Origin of the sequence: Pseudoalteromonas sp. ASV78 (genome assembly GCF_047806705.1) — a bacterium.
GTDB classification, from domain to species: Bacteria; Pseudomonadota; Gammaproteobacteria; order Enterobacterales; family Alteromonadaceae; genus Pseudoalteromonas; species Pseudoalteromonas prydzensis_A.
In genome coordinates this window covers 36,961-51,929 of the sequence record NZ_JBLOPA010000002.1, presented here as the reverse complement: position 1 = coordinate 51,929, position 14,969 = coordinate 36,961, and the positions used below count along the sequence as shown (strand labels likewise).

Annotated in this window: 11 protein-coding genes; 10 read left to right on the top strand and 1 reads right to left on the bottom strand. The window is 45.3% G+C overall.

All coding sequences use genetic code 11. The annotated features are described in order from the left end of the window. The first annotated feature begins 237 nt into the window (after positions 1–237). The 3 genes from ACMVDV_RS18430 to eat are packed head-to-tail and all read left to right on the top strand — an operon-like array spanning position 238 to position 3,961. On the top strand, positions 238–1,644 hold the full coding sequence (locus ACMVDV_RS18430; RefSeq protein ID WP_304181884.1) for an ethanolamine ammonia-lyase subunit EutB: 1,407 nt from the start codon (positions 238–240) through the stop codon (positions 1,642–1,644). Then, positions 1,641–2,510: an ethanolamine ammonia-lyase subunit EutC gene (gene eutC, locus ACMVDV_RS18425; protein WP_416159157.1), complete on the top strand. Its 870-nt coding sequence runs from the start codon at positions 1,641–1,643 to the stop codon at positions 2,508–2,510. Before ACMVDV_RS18430 ends, eutC begins: the two co-directional genes overlap by 4 nt. Before the next feature lie 50 nt (positions 2,511–2,560). Then, entirely contained in the window at positions 2,561–3,961 is a 1,401-nt protein-coding gene (gene eat, locus ACMVDV_RS18420) for an ethanolamine permease (RefSeq protein ID WP_304181888.1), read from the top strand. A gap of 45 nt (positions 3,962–4,006) precedes the next feature. On the opposite strand, the gene ACMVDV_RS18415 is transcribed toward eat, so the two are convergent. Further along, positions 4,007–5,038 (bottom strand): FAD:protein FMN transferase, encoded by a 1,032-nt coding sequence (locus ACMVDV_RS18415; RefSeq protein ID WP_304181890.1) that lies wholly within the window; start codon positions 5,036–5,038, stop codon positions 4,007–4,009. 262 nt (positions 5,039–5,300) lie between these two features. On the opposite strand from ACMVDV_RS18415, the gene kdpA reads away from it, so the two are divergent. The 7 genes from kdpA to ACMVDV_RS18380 all read left to right on the top strand — a co-directional run bounded on the left by kdpA (position 5,301) and on the right by ACMVDV_RS18380 (position 14,961). Further along, positions 5,301–7,031: a potassium-transporting ATPase subunit KdpA gene (gene kdpA / locus ACMVDV_RS18410; protein WP_227006838.1), complete on the top strand. Its 1,731-nt coding sequence runs from the start codon at positions 5,301–5,303 to the stop codon at positions 7,029–7,031. A gap of 19 nt (positions 7,032–7,050) precedes the next feature. Continuing rightward, a complete protein-coding gene (kdpB, locus tag ACMVDV_RS18405) occupies positions 7,051–9,051 on the top strand; it encodes a potassium-transporting ATPase subunit KdpB (protein ID WP_416159156.1) in 2,001 nt (666 codons plus the stop codon). 2 nt (positions 9,052–9,053) lie between these two features. Then, positions 9,054–9,647: a potassium-transporting ATPase subunit KdpC gene (gene kdpC / locus ACMVDV_RS18400; protein ID WP_416159155.1), complete on the top strand. Its 594-nt coding sequence runs from the start codon at positions 9,054–9,056 to the stop codon at positions 9,645–9,647. Positions 9,648–9,744: 97 nt separating this feature from the next. Continuing rightward, complete coding sequence (locus ACMVDV_RS18395) at positions 9,745–10,464, top strand: TorF family putative porin (protein ID WP_416159154.1); 720 nt, start codon at positions 9,745–9,747, stop codon at positions 10,462–10,464. A 21-nt stretch (positions 10,465–10,485) separates the two neighbouring features. Continuing rightward, positions 10,486–13,155 carry a DUF4118 domain-containing protein gene (locus ACMVDV_RS18390; protein ID WP_416159153.1) on the top strand — a complete coding sequence of 890 codons (2,670 nt, stop codon included), beginning with the start codon at positions 10,486–10,488 and terminating at the stop codon, positions 13,153–13,155. A gap of 5 nt (positions 13,156–13,160) precedes the next feature. After that, positions 13,161–13,838, top strand: coding sequence for a response regulator (locus ACMVDV_RS18385; protein ID WP_416159152.1), 678 nt, complete (start codon positions 13,161–13,163; stop codon positions 13,836–13,838). A 322-nt stretch (positions 13,839–14,160) separates the two neighbouring features. Next, on the top strand, positions 14,161–14,961 hold the full coding sequence (locus tag ACMVDV_RS18380) for an undecaprenyl-diphosphate phosphatase (protein ID WP_416159151.1): 801 nt from the start codon (positions 14,161–14,163) through the stop codon (positions 14,959–14,961). Positions 14,962–14,969: the final 8 nt, after the last annotated feature.

Here is a 14,969-nt window from a genome sequence, read left to right as displayed (position 1 = left end):
ATTGTCTATAATACCTCTGGCTGCACACTCGTAAGTGACCTAATTGACGCATGTACCTTTTATAGTTTTTTGATTTTTAATAACTAAATAAGATTTGCCAAAACTTGATAGGTACTTGGTACGTTATAAGCTACGTTTAAATGTGAATCGAATTAGTTTTGCACTGCTTTTTATTGCCTTATAAGCAATAGCTATGCTCATCCTTTTTAACACACATTATCTCAACAAGGTAAGTTTATGGGTCAATTGTACAGTTATACGTTAGGTCATCGACGCTATCAATTTAAAAACTTGGCTCAACTGATGGCAAAAGCAACCCCGCAGCGCTCTGGTGATAGCTTGGCAGGCGTAATTGCCAGCTCTGCTGAAGAGCGCGCCGTGGCGCAAATGACACTGGCGGAAGTGCCTTTAAAAACCTTTTTAAACGAGGCATTGATCCCCTATGAAGACGATGAAATTACTCGGCTAATAATCGATGAACATGACACTAACGCATTTGCAGCAATCGCGCATTTAACGGTAGGGGATTTTCGTAATTGGTTGCTAAGTGATCACGCAACAAGCCATGTTTTAGCGACAATCAGAGCGGGTATTACCCCCGAAATGGCCGCTGCTGTTAGCAAAATAATGCGCAATCAAGATCTGATTTTAGTTGCCAAAAAGTGCCATGTCACGACTGCATTTAGAAACACCATTGGCTTGCCAGGCCACTTATCAACACGCTTACAGCCAAATCACCCAACCGATAATGTTAACGGCATTGCCGCGAGTATTTTAGATGGACTGCTGTATGGCAGTGGTGATGCAGTGATTGGTATTAATCCCGCTACAGATAATGTTGCCCAAGCGATTAAGCTAATGCAGTTAATGGATGATGTGATTGTAAAATACCAAATACCAACCCAAAGCTGTGTTCTCACCCATGTAACTAACACCATTGAATGTATTAATGCCGGTGCGCCGGTCGATTTAGTGTTTCAGTCAATTGGCGGCACTGAGGCCACTAACTCAAGCTTTGGGTTTAATTTAAATACCCTAGCTGAGGCGCAAGATGCCGCACTGAGTTTAAAACGCGGAACGGTAGGCAATAATGTGATGTATTTTGAAACGGGGCAGGGCAGTTCGTTATCAGCAAATGCCCATCATGGGCTTGATCAACAAACCTGCGAAACCCGTGCTTATGCCGTAGCGCGCAAGTTTAAGCCGTTACTGGTCAATACGGTGGTGGGTTTTATTGGCCCTGAATACCTTTTTGATGGCAAAGAAATCACTCGCGCAGGGCTTGAGGATCATTTTTGTGCCAAATTACTGGGTGTGCCGATGGGCTGTGATGTGTGCTACACCAACCATGCTGAGGCAGATCAAAATGATATGGACAACTTACTGACCTTACTCGGTGTAGCGGGGTGCTCGTTTGTAATGGGCATTCCAGGCTCTGACGACATTATGCTTAATTACCAAACCACCTCATTTCATGATGCACTGTATGCAAGGCGGGTATTAGGTTTGCGCCCTGCACCAGAGTTTGAACTTTGGCTGGCAAAAATGAACATTATGACAGATACCCAACAGCATATTTTGTCTGACACGCTACCGTCGCAATTTGCGCGTTCTTTAAAAACGTTAAGTGGTGGACAGCCATGAAAAACTCATCACCCAAAACGGCGCAGCAAACACCGCAACAACATCAAGAGAATGGCAAAGTGGTGCATAACCCATGGCGGCAACTGCGCAGCTTTACCGATGCACGGATTGGCTTAGGGCGCGCTGGGATCAGTCTTCCGACGGCTGAAATGTTGGCGTTTCAACTCTCCCATGCACAAGCACGAGATGCGGTGAGTTTTCCTTTGGATTTAGCTGCGTTAAGCGAACAGCTAAAGGATTTTTGCGCGTCACCACTGCATTTACATAGCCAAGCCGTGGATCGCAATCATTATTTACAACGCCCTGATTTAGGCCGCAAGCTGGATCAAGCATCACGGGATCAGTTAAGCAATTTTATGAGTAAAGCGGCCACAGCTACTGAGCCTCATCATGATATCGCAATCGTTATTGTGGATGGTTTATCGTCTTTAGCTGTGCAAAAAAATGCCCATCCTTTTCTTGCTCAGTTACTGACCATACTGGATGAACAACCAGAGCCATGGCGTTTAGCACCGATCAGCTTAGTGGAGCAAGGGAGAGTGGCGATAGGCGACGACATTGGCGAGCTCCTTAACGCCAAGGTGGTGCTGGTATTAATTGGTGAACGGCCAGGCTTAAGTTCGCCAGATAGTTTAGGTTTGTATTTAACTTGGCAGCCAAAAACAGGGCTGAATGATGCTTGTCGTAATTGTATCTCTAATATTCGTCCTGCGGGGCTGTCATATCAGGACGCCGCACAACGTACTGTATATCTTTTACAAGAAGCGCAGCGTTTAAATCTGTCAGGGGTGGGATTAAAAGATCGCAGCCAAGATGATGTGATAGAACATCAAACGCAACCAACAAACTTTTTACTATCAGAATAATCAACAACAAAACATCATTTAATTACAACAATAAAGAGCAGGAGAAGATAATGTCAGATAATAAAGAGTACCTTGCAAAAAGGCAGTTAAAACGGGGCTCCGCGGGTTGGATTTTGCTGGCGGGACTAGGAGTATCGTATGTTATTTCGGGTGATTTTGCGGGTTGGAACTTTGGTATTGCAGAAGCAGGTTGGGGCGGTTTTGCTGTAGCCACAGTATTAATGGCGGTGATGTATTTAACCTTGGTTTTGTCATTGGCAGAAATGTCGGCGGCCATTCCTGCATCGGGTGGTGGCTATAGCTTTGCGCGCCAGGCAATGGGCCCTGCTGGTGGTTATCTGACCGGCTTGGCAGTGTTAATCGAGTATGCATTAGCACCTGCTGCGATTGTTATTTTTATCGGCTCTGCGGTAGAGGCATTGTTAGGGTTTAATGGCCCTTGGGTGTATGCGCTGTTTTATATTGTATTTATCAGTATTCATTTAGCGGGAGTGGGTGAAGCATTAAAAGTGATGATGGTGATAAGTGGCTTAGCGGTTTTTGCCATTATAGCCACTGCGATCGCATTGTTTACACATTTTGATGCGTCGCAATTATTTGATATTGCCATTACCGATGCTGCAGGAGCCTCCGAGTTCTTACCATTTGGCTGGTATGGAGTGTGGGCAGCCTTGCCGTTTGCAATGTGGTTATTTTTGGCCGTGGAAGGCGTACCATTAGCGGCAGAAGAAGCCAAAGATCCCGCTAAAGATGTGCCAAAAGGGATTATAGGCGCTATGGTGTTTTTATTGTTTACCGCTCTGTTAGTCGTAGTATTGATCCCCGGTGCCGGTGGTGCCAGTGCAATGGGAGCCAGTGCCGTGCCGTTAGTTGATGCGCTAAATGTAACGGGTAATACAAGTTTAGCCACACTCGTTAATATATTAGGTTTAGCTGGCTTAGTGGCGTCGTTCTTTTCGATTATCTATGGCTATAGCCGGTTAGTATTTGCATTATCAAGAGCGGGTTATTTGCCCAAAAGCTTGTCAATCACCAGTGACCGTAAAGTGCCTGCGCGTGCCCTAATTGTGCCGGGTATTTTTGGCTTCTTAGCATCATTAAGTGGTGAAGGTGACTTAATGCTGGCGATGGCCGTGGTAGGTGCTACGGTCTCTTACGCGTTAATGGCATTGAGCCATATTTTGCTGCGCATTAAACAGCCTGAACTCGCACGTCCTTATAAAACGCCCGGTGGCGTGGTAACGTCGGCAATCGCGCTGGTCTTATCCTTGGTGGCTTTAACGGGGGTGTACGCGTTTGATCCTCGCGCATTCTTGTTTACTATGGTGTTATTTGTGATCGGGGCGATTTATTACTTTGCTTACAGTAGTAAGCACTTAGTGGCAAAAAGTGCCGATGAAGAGTTTGCCATGCTTGCCGAGGCAGAATCGGAGCTTGCAGTCGCTAAATAACTGACACTGGCGAGCAACGCCATAATTTGCTCGCCATTTTCATCGCTAGGGGTACTGTGGCTGAGTGAGGGTAATGGCGCGGTTATGTTGCAGCGCTGTTGAGCTGTATTCAGTAAAAGTATCCTGATGTTGATCAATAAATAATACCGATAACCCGTATTGCTTAGCAACATCCATACCTGCTGCGGAGCCTAGGCACAATAATGCCGTTGACCATGCATCGGCTTCGCTCAGATCATCATGAAACACAGTAACCGACACCGTGCTATGCGACACCGGCGCTAAACGACGTGCATCAATAATATGGCTATAACGGTTACCTGCCTGATCATAATAATGCCGATAGGTACCCGAGGTCATAATGGCGAGCGGCTCAGGCTTGATAACGTCAACAATTTTTTGTAGTTGCTGTTGCTGGGGTAATGGCTTATCAATTGCGATACGCCAGTGTCTGCCATCAGGTTTGCTACCTTGGGTTTGTAGTTCACCGCCAATTTCAATCAGGTAATTGCTAATACCATACTGTTTGGCAATATCCACTAAACGCTGTACTGAATAGCCTTGCGCGATTGATGATAAATCAATACTAACAGCAGGATGGCTTTTGGCAAGTTGCTCAGTTGCGACGATATTAACTAAGTTGAGACCAATCTGTGGGGCAAGTTGTGCCCGTTGTTGCTCGCTGGGAATTGTAAGCTGTTGATCACGAAACCCCCACAATGAAAAAAGTGGGGCAATGGTTAAATCGTAACAACCTGATGTAGCCTCACTTATTTGTTTTGCGATAGTCACGAGCTGGACAATTTCAGGCCCCACATTGATAGCATCCGTTGTGTGTTGTTGATTAAATTTTTCGATAACAGAATCATTACGATAATTAGACATTAAGCTGTCTATACGCTGTAACTCTTGCTCTACTGCCCGCTGAAAAGCGGGTTGACTAATCGGTTGTTCGCTCCAGTAACGAACATGATAAGTCGTGCCTTGCGCCGCGCCTGAAAAAGACTGCACTTGCTCTGTTGGCTGACAGCCCAGTAAACAAACGGCGATAGCTAATAGCATCAGTGTGGTTTTCATTCAAATTCACCTCTTAAATAATGTCGCTAAATTGTAACCTCTACAGCTACTTTTTTGCGCGGCGTTGCATCATTTTTACGAAATCTTTACGCCTTCGGCGACTATCAATCTGGAAAATTTACACCGATCCCACCTATTGTACAGCCTTAAGTTTTCTCACTAAGGAACGTTATGGGCTGGTTATTGTTATTAATACTTGGCGTGTTAAGCGCCATTTTGATTGTTGCCATGTTGGCACCTGAAAAGTTTTAAGGAATCACTGATGGAAGTGCTACTAATATTTACATTAGCTGTGCTGTTAGCATGGCCATTGGGTCGTTACATGACCGGTATATTCTCTGCGGGATCACACTGGAGTGATAAGGTTTTTTTGCCAATAGAAAATGGCATATTTAAACTACTGGGTATTAACCCACGTCATGGTATGACATGGAAAAGTTACGGTATCGCGTTTTTGTTAAGTAATTTAGTGCTCGGCATTATCGCCTATTTACTGTTGCAATTTCAGCATATATTGCCCCTTAACCCTAATGATATCGAGGCATTAGATTGGGACTTGGCGCTGCATACGGCGGTTTCGTTTTTAACCAATACAAATCAACAGCACTATTCTGGGCAGGCTCAGCTGAGTTATTTAAGCCAAGGTTTTGTCATTCTTACCTTGCAGTTTGTTACTCCGGCAATGGCATTGGCGGTCTGTGTTGCGGTATTACGCGGCATGTTAGGAGGCCGTAATGCAACAACCGCAAAAGAAGGTGAAGAGCGTAACTTAGGTAATTACTATCAAGATACTGTGCGTGCAGTGCTGAGACTGATGCTGCCACTGGCTGCGATTGTTGCACTTGCACTTACCAGTCAAGGCGTGCCTTCAAGTTATCAGGCGAGTCCAACGGTGGACGTGGTTGAACAACAACAAACCTTGAGCGAACAAACGATCCCACTAGGGCCGGTTGCGGCTATGGTCTCAATCAAGCAATTAGGCACTAACGGCGGCGGCTGGTTTGGCCCTAACAGTAGTAATCCTTTAGAAAACCCAACCCCAGTCAGTAACGCGATTCAAACCATTGCCTTGGTATTGGTGCCGATGGCAGTGGTGTTTATGGCCGGTGGCCTATTGCGCCGACAAAAATTTACCTTGTTATCGCTTGCGGTCATGGGATTGCTTAGCTTGGCCTTTATTGGTGCCGCTGTTTACAGCGAGCAGCAGCCTAATGCCGCCTTTGCTGGGTTAGCTCAAGAGGCCGGAAATATGGAGGGTAAAGAAGTTCGCCTTGGGACTGACTTATCGGCGCTCTGGGCCACGTTTACGACTCAAACCTCTAACGGCTCTGTGAATGCCATGCATGATTCACTTAATCCGATTGCCGGGCTTGTTACCCGCTCGGGGATGCTGATCAATGGTATTTGGGGTGGTATCGGATGTGGTTTTGTGAACTTTCTGGTGTACGTGTGGTTAGCGGTATTTATTGCCGGCTTGATGATTGGCCGCACCCCTGAAATTTTTGGTCGTAAGTTGGAAAAGCGTGAGCTCAGTTGGTTAGGCGTGCTATTAGTGCTGCCAAGTGCAGTGATCTTAACCTTTACTGCTATCACAGTGGCATTTCCTGCATTAACAGGCAATAGCAACCCAGGCTTACATGGCGTTGCCCAAGTGTTTTATGAGTACACCTCTGCCTTTGCAAACAATGGCTCTGGTTTTGAAGGACTAGGGGATGACACCACATGGTGGAATCTAAGTTGTGTGGTGGTACTAATCTTAGGCCGTTATGTCCCTTTGGTTATTCCACTACTAATTGCTGGTTCGTTAGCGAAAAAGCGTCAAGTGCCTACCAGTGCCGGTACTTTACCACTGTATAACGTCACGTTTGCTGTCACTTTAATTACAGTGATCCTGATTATTAACTTCCTGTCATTCCTACCGTCTATGGTATTGGGTCCGATTGGTGAAGCTCTTGAGATATCACAGCAAGCCGCTGTGGTGCTAGCGCAATAGCAGTATGCAGGTGAATAAAATGAATAATACATCAAAATTAACACAAGCCAGTTGGCAGGCCTTTGCCAAACTTCATCCTAAACTGGCGGTTAAAAACCCCGTTATGCTAGTCGTGTGGGTGGCCACCCTGTTAGCTATGGTTATGACGGTGCAACAGTTTGTTGCCGGTGACAATATTGCGTTTGCTCTGGCTAGTAGTTTAGTGCTGTTTTTTACTCTATGGTTTGCCAATTTTGCGGAGGCCATTGCCGAAGCACGAGGACGCGATCAAGCGAGTAGTTTAAAAGCAACGCGTCGAGATTTAACCGCTTTACGGGTTGATGGTAAAACGCAAAGCCAGATTTCTGCAAGTCAATTAAAAGCCGGTGATATAGTTTTGGTTCACAGTGGTGAGTTGATCCCAGCCGACGGTGAAATTGTCACTGGCGTGGCAACTATCAACGAATCGGCATTAACCGGTGAATCAGCGCCGGTACTTCGCGAAGCGGGTACCGATCATTCCGGTGTTATTGCCGGTACTAAAGTGCTAAGTGGCACAATTACAGTGCAAGTAACCGCAGAATCAGGGCACAGCTTTCTTGATAAAATGATCAGCCTAGTTGAAGGCACTAATCGTCAAAAAACACCCAATGAACTGGCCTTAACGGTGCTGTTGGCTGCCCTAACTTTAGTGTTTTTAATTGCTGTTGCCACTTTACCGGCAATGGCGGGGTTTGTCGGTATTGAGCTGGATTGGTTAATGTTAATTGCACTGGTGGTGTGTTTAATTCCAACCACCATTGCAGGCTTGTTACCAGCGATTGGGATTGCGGGTATGAACCGTGCTTTGGCTGAAAATGTTATTGCAAAGTCAGGTAAAGCCGTTGAAGTTGCCGGTGATATTGACACCTTACTCCTTGATAAAACAGGCACAATTACCTTTGGTGATCGCCAAGCAACAGCGTTTCTGCCGGTCTCAGGTGTTGCTGAAAGTGAATTAGTTGCTGGTGCACTTTGGAGTTCATTGCAAGATCCCACTCCAGAGGGAAAATCAATTGTTCAGCTTGCTGAACAAGGTGAATACACCATTCCAACGTTAACTGAGCAAGATGAATTTACCCCATTCAGTGCGCAAACGCGTCTTTCATCAATACAACTAGCAAGCGGTGAATGCTGGGTAAAAGGGGCAACCGATGCGGTAAAAAATTGGGCGCAACAACGCGACCTCACAGTGCCAAGCAGTTTAGATCCAATCGTCACGCGCGTTGCACAACAAGGTGCGACCCCTTTGGTGGTTGCCAGCGAGAAAGGGATTTTAGGGGTTATTCAACTCTCTGATGTGATCAAACCTGGTGTTGCCGAGCGCTTTGCTGAGTTAAGAGCATTGGGCGTACGTACTGTCATGATCACCGGTGATAACCCTATCACAGCTGGCGCAATTGCGGCTGCGGCAGGGGTGGATGACTTTGTGGCTGAGGCAAAACCCGAAGATAAACTTGAGCTGATCCGCAAAGAGCAAGCACAAGGTCGACTCGTAGCGATGGTGGGCGATGGCACGAATGATGCGCCTGCACTGGCGCAAGCAGATGTGGGTTTAGCCATGAATTCAGGCACGCAAGCTGCGAAAGAGGCGGGTAATATGGTGGATTTAGATTCCGATCCCACTAAATTACTTGCTGTTGTTGCGGTGGGTAAACAAATGTTGATCACCCGTGGCGCATTAACCACCTTTTCATTAGCAAACGATGTAGCAAAATACTTTGTGATTGTACCTGCGGTGTTCGCCAGTGCAATGCCAAGCATCAATGCGTTAAACATTATGCAGTTACCCGATCCGAAAATGGCTGTGTTGTCAGCATTGATATTTAATGCGGTGATTATTCCAGCCCTAATTCCACTGGCATTAAAAGGTGTGAAAATTAAGCCTATCAGCGCAGAAAAGCTGCTACGCAACAATATGTTGATCTTTGGTCTGGGCGGGATTGCGCTGCCGTTTATCGCCATTAAAGTGATTGACCTACTACTTAACGGAGTATTTTAACCATGAATAGATTACATCATAGTTCTGGACAGGCACCGTGGCGTCCTGCAATCGGCTTGGCTGTTAGTATGTTGGTAATTTGCGGCGGCTTTTATGCGGCGGTTATAACAGGCCTTGGCGGTATGTTATTTCCCACTCAAGCAACAGGCAGTTTAGTGATGGTTGAAGGAAAAGCAATGGGATCGGCGTTAGTCTCCCAGCCATTTACGAGTACCGTGTATTTTCATGGTCGACCAAGCAGCGCTGATAATGACCCTATGGCAACGGGGGGCAGTAATTTAGCGCCATCAAACCCTGAGTTACGCGATAGAGTGGCGCAGCAAAGCGCTGCACTGGCTTCGACTTATCAACTTGAGCCTGAGCAGTTACCGGTCGATTTGCTGGCCAGCTCAGGGTCGGGCGTAGACCCTCACATTAGCCCAGCCGCTGCGGCGTTACAGGTGGAGCGTGTAGCGCAAGCTCGGGGGATCAGTACGGAACAAGTATCGCAATTGGTTGCGCAATATAACGAGTCTGCACAATGGGGCATTTTTGGTCAGCCTCGGGTTAATGTGCTGCTATTAAATTTAGCACTTGATAACAATTACCCTCTATAAATTAATTAGTTAGTCGATTGTGATGCGGGACAATCGACTGCCGCTCTCGTCTTAGTACAGAGCGGTTTCTCTCCCGCTTTTTTATAGGAAAACAATAATGCGTTTTATACTTTCTTTAGTAACGGCTGCAACCGTAATGACCAGCGCTGGCGTCGTGGCGGCCCCTTTCAGTAGTGAAGGCTCTGTAACCTTGGTATCTGATTATTATTTTCGTGGTATTTCGCAAACTGAGCAGGGGCCTGCAATTCAAGGTAGCGTGAGTATTAATCATCAGGATGGTTGGTACGCTAGTGCGTGGGGGTCAAATATTCGCTTTGGTGAAGGCAGTATGGAACTGGATTTATCACTGGGTCGTCATTGGGCTTTAGATGAAAACTGGGCTTTAGATATGGGGCTAGTACAGTATCGCTACCCAGAAGGTGATAATGATATGACAGGCTATAACTACATGGAAGGTTACGCTAAGTTAAACTATCAAGATTGGCAACTTGGTTTAGCGCTGAGTGATAGTTATTTTGGTAACGATGTGGGCAAATTTTGGTATTTATCGCTTGATTGGCAACAAACATTAACCAGTGAGCTACAGCTAAATTGGCATTTAGGGTACAATCAATTCGATAATGATCAAGAGTTTAAAACCTTTTTAGGCTCGCCAGTGATGGATGGCTCAGGGTATACTGATTGGGGGCTGACGCTGTCGACTGAGCAACTAGGGCTAACTTGGTCAGTTGGCTATGTTGGCAATTCAATTGCCAATAATGCCTGCGCTGATATATGCGATAACCGTTTGCTATTAAGTGTAGCAAAAAGTTTTTAATTCCACTGAAAAGGAACTGCCGTGGCCGTTGATCCTCGTAACCAAAAAGCCGATGCGCTACTAAAAAGCTTGCAACAACATCAAGGTGGGCAACTAAAAATTTTTATTGGTGCCGCCCCTGGCGTTGGAAAAACCTGTGCCATGCTTAATGCGGCCAGAGAATATATGCAACAAGGCGCGTCGGTAAAAATAGGTTTGATTGAAACCCACGGCAGAGCCGAGACGCAACGTTTACTCGAGGGCTTTGATATTTTACCTCGTCGTGAAATTAGTTATCACGATCAACAACTGAGTGAATTTGATCTCGATGCCGCATTGGCAGCCAAACCGCAACTGATTTTGGTCGATGAACTCGCTCATACCAATATTCCCGGTAGTCGCCATAAAAGGCGCTATCAAGATATCGCCGAATTGCTGGAAGCGGGCATTGATGTGTATACCACTATGAATGTGCAGCATATTGCCAGCCTCAACGATTTGGTATTACAGATCAGTGGTGTTAGGGTTAAAGAAACCGTTCCCGATCAGTTTATTGATCGCGCTCAGCAACTGGTATTCGTCGATTTAGCACCTAATCATTTATTGGACCGCTTAGCTCAAGGGCAAGTGTATCTTGGTGACTATGCTGAACAAGCGATACAGCAGTTTTTTCAATTAGAAACGTTAACCGCACTGCGTGAAATGGCGATGAAGCGGGTGATTGGGCATGTTGACGATCAACTAAAAAATGAACAAGAAGCCAAAGCGCGCAGTAACGATTATTTAATTCAAGATAAGGTGTTGGTGTTGATCTCGAATCGCCGTGATCATGAACACCTAATTCGTATTGGTCGACAAATGGCAGAAAAACGCCATACACCTTGGATTGTGGTGTGGGTGGACACTGGCAAAATACATAACCAGCTTGAGCAAAAACGATTGCAATCGGCTTTTGCACTGGCAAAAGAGCTGGGAGCAGAAACCGATACATTACGTGGTCCCTCCAGCATACAAACAATTTTACCCTATATTAGTGAACATAGGATCAATACCGTGTTAGTGGGGGCGGGCACTAAGCGGCGCTTGCAACCATGGCGTAAACCCTTATATCAACAATTAATCAATAGCGGTTTACCGATAGAAGTGTCGGTTTGGCAAGCCAGTAAACGCCAGCACAAGTACGTAACAGAAGCCGCTCCGTCACTGGCGTTTGGCCAAAAAATGGGCTATTTGTTTGGTTCACTTTTGGTTGCTGTAGCCAGCGCGCTTGCACTTGCATTATCAAGTTGGTTGCAAAGTGGTAACTTAGTACTGGTGTATGTATTAGCTGTGGTATTTTGTGGCTTAAAATACGGCGCGCGGCCTGCGATTTTTACCGCTTTATTGTCATTTCTAAGTTTTAACTTTTTTCTTACCGATCCGTATTACACCTTTTTCGTTAATAAAAATGATGATATTGCCACCTTACTGTTTTTATTTGTAATTGGTGTTGTGTGTGGGCCTGCGGCATCGCGTATTCGCCAACAGTTCTTATTATTAAAAGAGGCGAATCGTTATACTGAGCTGCAACGTGATTTTGCTCAGCAATTAACGGTGATCAATCAAGCCGATGAATTGTGCCTAACCTTGGCAGGGCAGTTACAGCAAGCACTGGACTGCCCAGCTCATGTGGTGGTTTTTGAGCATCATCAGCAACAGATCAGCCCGCGTTTAGGGCAGCCTTTACAGTCACTTGATCAAGCTATGGTTGATTGGTGTTATGCCCACAAGCAAATGGCAGGTCGTTTTAGTGATACCTTAAATGCCAGTGATTGGACGGCATTTCCAATACAAGCTGATAATAAATCGATTGCAGTACTATTGCTAAAGTTTGCCAAAGAGCAACAGGTGATCACAGAGCAAGATAATAATTTGATTCGTACTTTTGTACAGCAAATGGTTAATGTGTGGCAACGTATTCATCTTAATAATGAGCTTGAAGCATCGACTCGCAAAGCGGAAATGGAACAGCTTCGCTCTGCATTACTAGCTTCAGTGTCTCATGATTTACGTTCACCTTTGTCTGCCATGATGGGCTCGGCAGAAAGCTTAAAAGTACTCGATAAACAGCTATCAGCGCAAGACAGAGTAGATTTACTTGAAACCATCATACATGAAAGCCGACGTCTTGATCGTTACATTGAAAACTTGCTCGATATGACTCGTTTAGGCCATGGTACCTTAAAATTAGAGCGCGATTGGGTGCCGGTTGCTGATATTATTGGCAGTGCTAAACAGCGCTTAAAATATTTATTTCCTGATATTGAAGTGGACTATCAAGAGCAAAAAAACTTACCTTTGCTATATGCTCATGCGGCTTTATTAGAGCAAGGCATTTTTAATATTTTGGAAAACGCAGCAAAATACAGCCCAATTGATGAGCCGGTGACCATTACTGCGAATCAGAACGGCCGACTGTGTCGCATTGAAATTGAAGATCATGGCCCTGGCATTGCTGAAGAATTACAAGAAAAAGTATTTGATATGTTTTACGTGGTCGCCGATGGTGATAGTAAACGGCACAATACCGGTATGGGCTTAGCTATTTGCCGTGGTATGATTGCGGCTCATGGCGGTAAGGTTAAGGCTGATACAGCACGCTCTGGCAGTGGTTCGCGTTTTATTATTGAACTGCCCTTACCCGATCCCCAAGACATCCCAGTAAGAGGTTAACCTGCGTGTCGGCACATATTTTAGTTGTAGATGACGAATTTCAGATCCGCAAAATGTTGCGAATTGCACTGAAAAGTGTCGGTTATGAGGTCTGTGAGGCTGAATCAGTGAGTACTGGGTTGGCAGCAGCTGTTCGCCAGCAACCAGATTTAGTTATTTTGGATTTAGGTTTGCCAGATGGCGATGGCTTAGAGCTATTAGCCGAAATTCGCAGTTTTTCGAGTGTGCCAGTGATTGTGTTATCGGTGCGCAGTGCGGATCTCGATAAAATCAAAGCCCTTGATATTGGCGCGCAAGATTATGTTACTAAACCGTTTAGTGTGGAAGAGTTATTAGCTCGGGTGAGAGCCCAGCTGCGAGACCGATTTCCAGATAAAACCGCCTCTGTACTTGATGATGGTCATTTAAAAATTGATTTAGCGCGGCGTTTAGTGACCTGTAACGGTAAATTAGTAGAACTGACTCCAAAAGAATATGCGGTGCTTGCCAAGCTTGCTCAGCATCGACAATGCGTTATTACTCAAAAACAGCTGTTAGAACATATTTGGGGGCCAAGTCATGCACAAAATACCCATTATTTACGTATTGTGGTTAGTCATATTCGCCATAAAATAGGCGATGATCCAACCACGCCACGTTATTTGATCACCGAAGCGGGTATCGGCTATCGCTTAATGTTGTAAAGTTGTGTTCTATAGCAAGTCAAAGATGAGCCAACATACTGCGTGCAGATTCAATACTTATTACTAAGTTGTAAATAAGTATAAATGATTATACCATATATCTCTAACCTTAGGGGAGTAGTCTCTCAGCTCTACTGAGATAATCGTCAACAGTCCCCGAACAGCAGTTCGTGGCGGTTATGTCCTAATTGGATTGACAAGACTTAAGGCAAGTGTCGCTCTCGGGGTGGAGGGTTTCGCTTGTCTTCGTTCCTGCCGCCCCAAGGAACTTTCATGAATATATTCAAAAGCCAATGCGTACGCCCTAATACATGGGGTATGTATGGATTCTATTAATGCTGTTTTACTTGGCATCGTTCAAGGTATCACAGAATTTCTACCGATTTCTAGTTCTGCTCATTTGATTTTGGCACCCCTATTCGCTGGATGGCAAGACCAAGGTGTAGCATTTGATCTTGCGGTACATGTTGGAACGTTGTTTGCTGTTCTGCTTTACTTTCGAAAAGATGTTTCGGAATTAACGAGAGATGGGTTCCTATCGTTACAACAGCGTCGGTGTGTCGGACAGGGGAAACTTGCGTTTTTTATAATGGTTGCAACCATTCCCGCTGTATTAGCTGGGTTATTATTAATGGACCTTATCGATAATCAACTGCGCTCCGTAGCTATTATTTTTGCTACTACATTGTTCTTTGGTCTTTTATTAGGTTGGGCTGATTGGAAACCTAATAAACAACGCCAGTTAGACGATTTGAAATTCAAAGATGTAATTTTTATCGGCGTCGCGCAAGCGGTTGCGCTTATTCCTGGCACATCACGGTCTGGGGCCACCATTACCATGGCTTTGTTGCTGGGCCTGAGCAGAGAAGCTTCTTCTCGCTTTTCCTTTTTGCTAGCAATACCCATAACTGCGCTCGCCTCTGCCGCAAAACTGATAGATGTCGCTCAGTCAAACGCAAGTGTTGACTGGCTGGCTTTCCTTATTGGGGGCATTACATCATTTTTGATGGCATTAACAGCAATTCACTTTTTCTTAAAATGGCTAAATCAGTTTGGTATGTGGCCCTATGTCATATATCGCATCCTCTTAGCCGGCCTAATTTACATTTTCTTTTTAACGTAAGGTAACAC

Bases quoted from the DNA above. Each gene is read 5' to 3' on its own strand.
- ACMVDV_RS18430 (WP_304181884.1), top strand. From the start codon at position 238: ATGGGTCAATTGTACAGTTATACGTTAGGTCATCGACGCTATCAATTT.
- eutC (WP_416159157.1), top strand. From the start codon at position 1,641: ATGAAAAACTCATCACCCAAAACGGCGCAGCAAACACCGCAACAACAT.
- eat (WP_304181888.1), top strand. From the start codon at position 2,561: ATGTCAGATAATAAAGAGTACCTTGCAAAAAGGCAGTTAAAACGGGGC.
- ACMVDV_RS18415 (WP_304181890.1), bottom strand. From the start codon at position 5,038: ATGAAAACCACACTGATGCTATTAGCTATCGCCGTTTGTTTACTGGGC.
- kdpA (WP_227006838.1), top strand. From the start codon at position 5,301: ATGGAAGTGCTACTAATATTTACATTAGCTGTGCTGTTAGCATGGCCA.
- kdpB (WP_416159156.1), top strand. From the start codon at position 7,051: ATGAATAATACATCAAAATTAACACAAGCCAGTTGGCAGGCCTTTGCC.
- kdpC (WP_416159155.1), top strand. From the start codon at position 9,054: ATGAATAGATTACATCATAGTTCTGGACAGGCACCGTGGCGTCCTGCA.
- ACMVDV_RS18395 (WP_416159154.1), top strand. From the start codon at position 9,745: ATGCGTTTTATACTTTCTTTAGTAACGGCTGCAACCGTAATGACCAGC.
- ACMVDV_RS18380 (WP_416159151.1), top strand. From the start codon at position 14,161: ATGGATTCTATTAATGCTGTTTTACTTGGCATCGTTCAAGGTATCACA.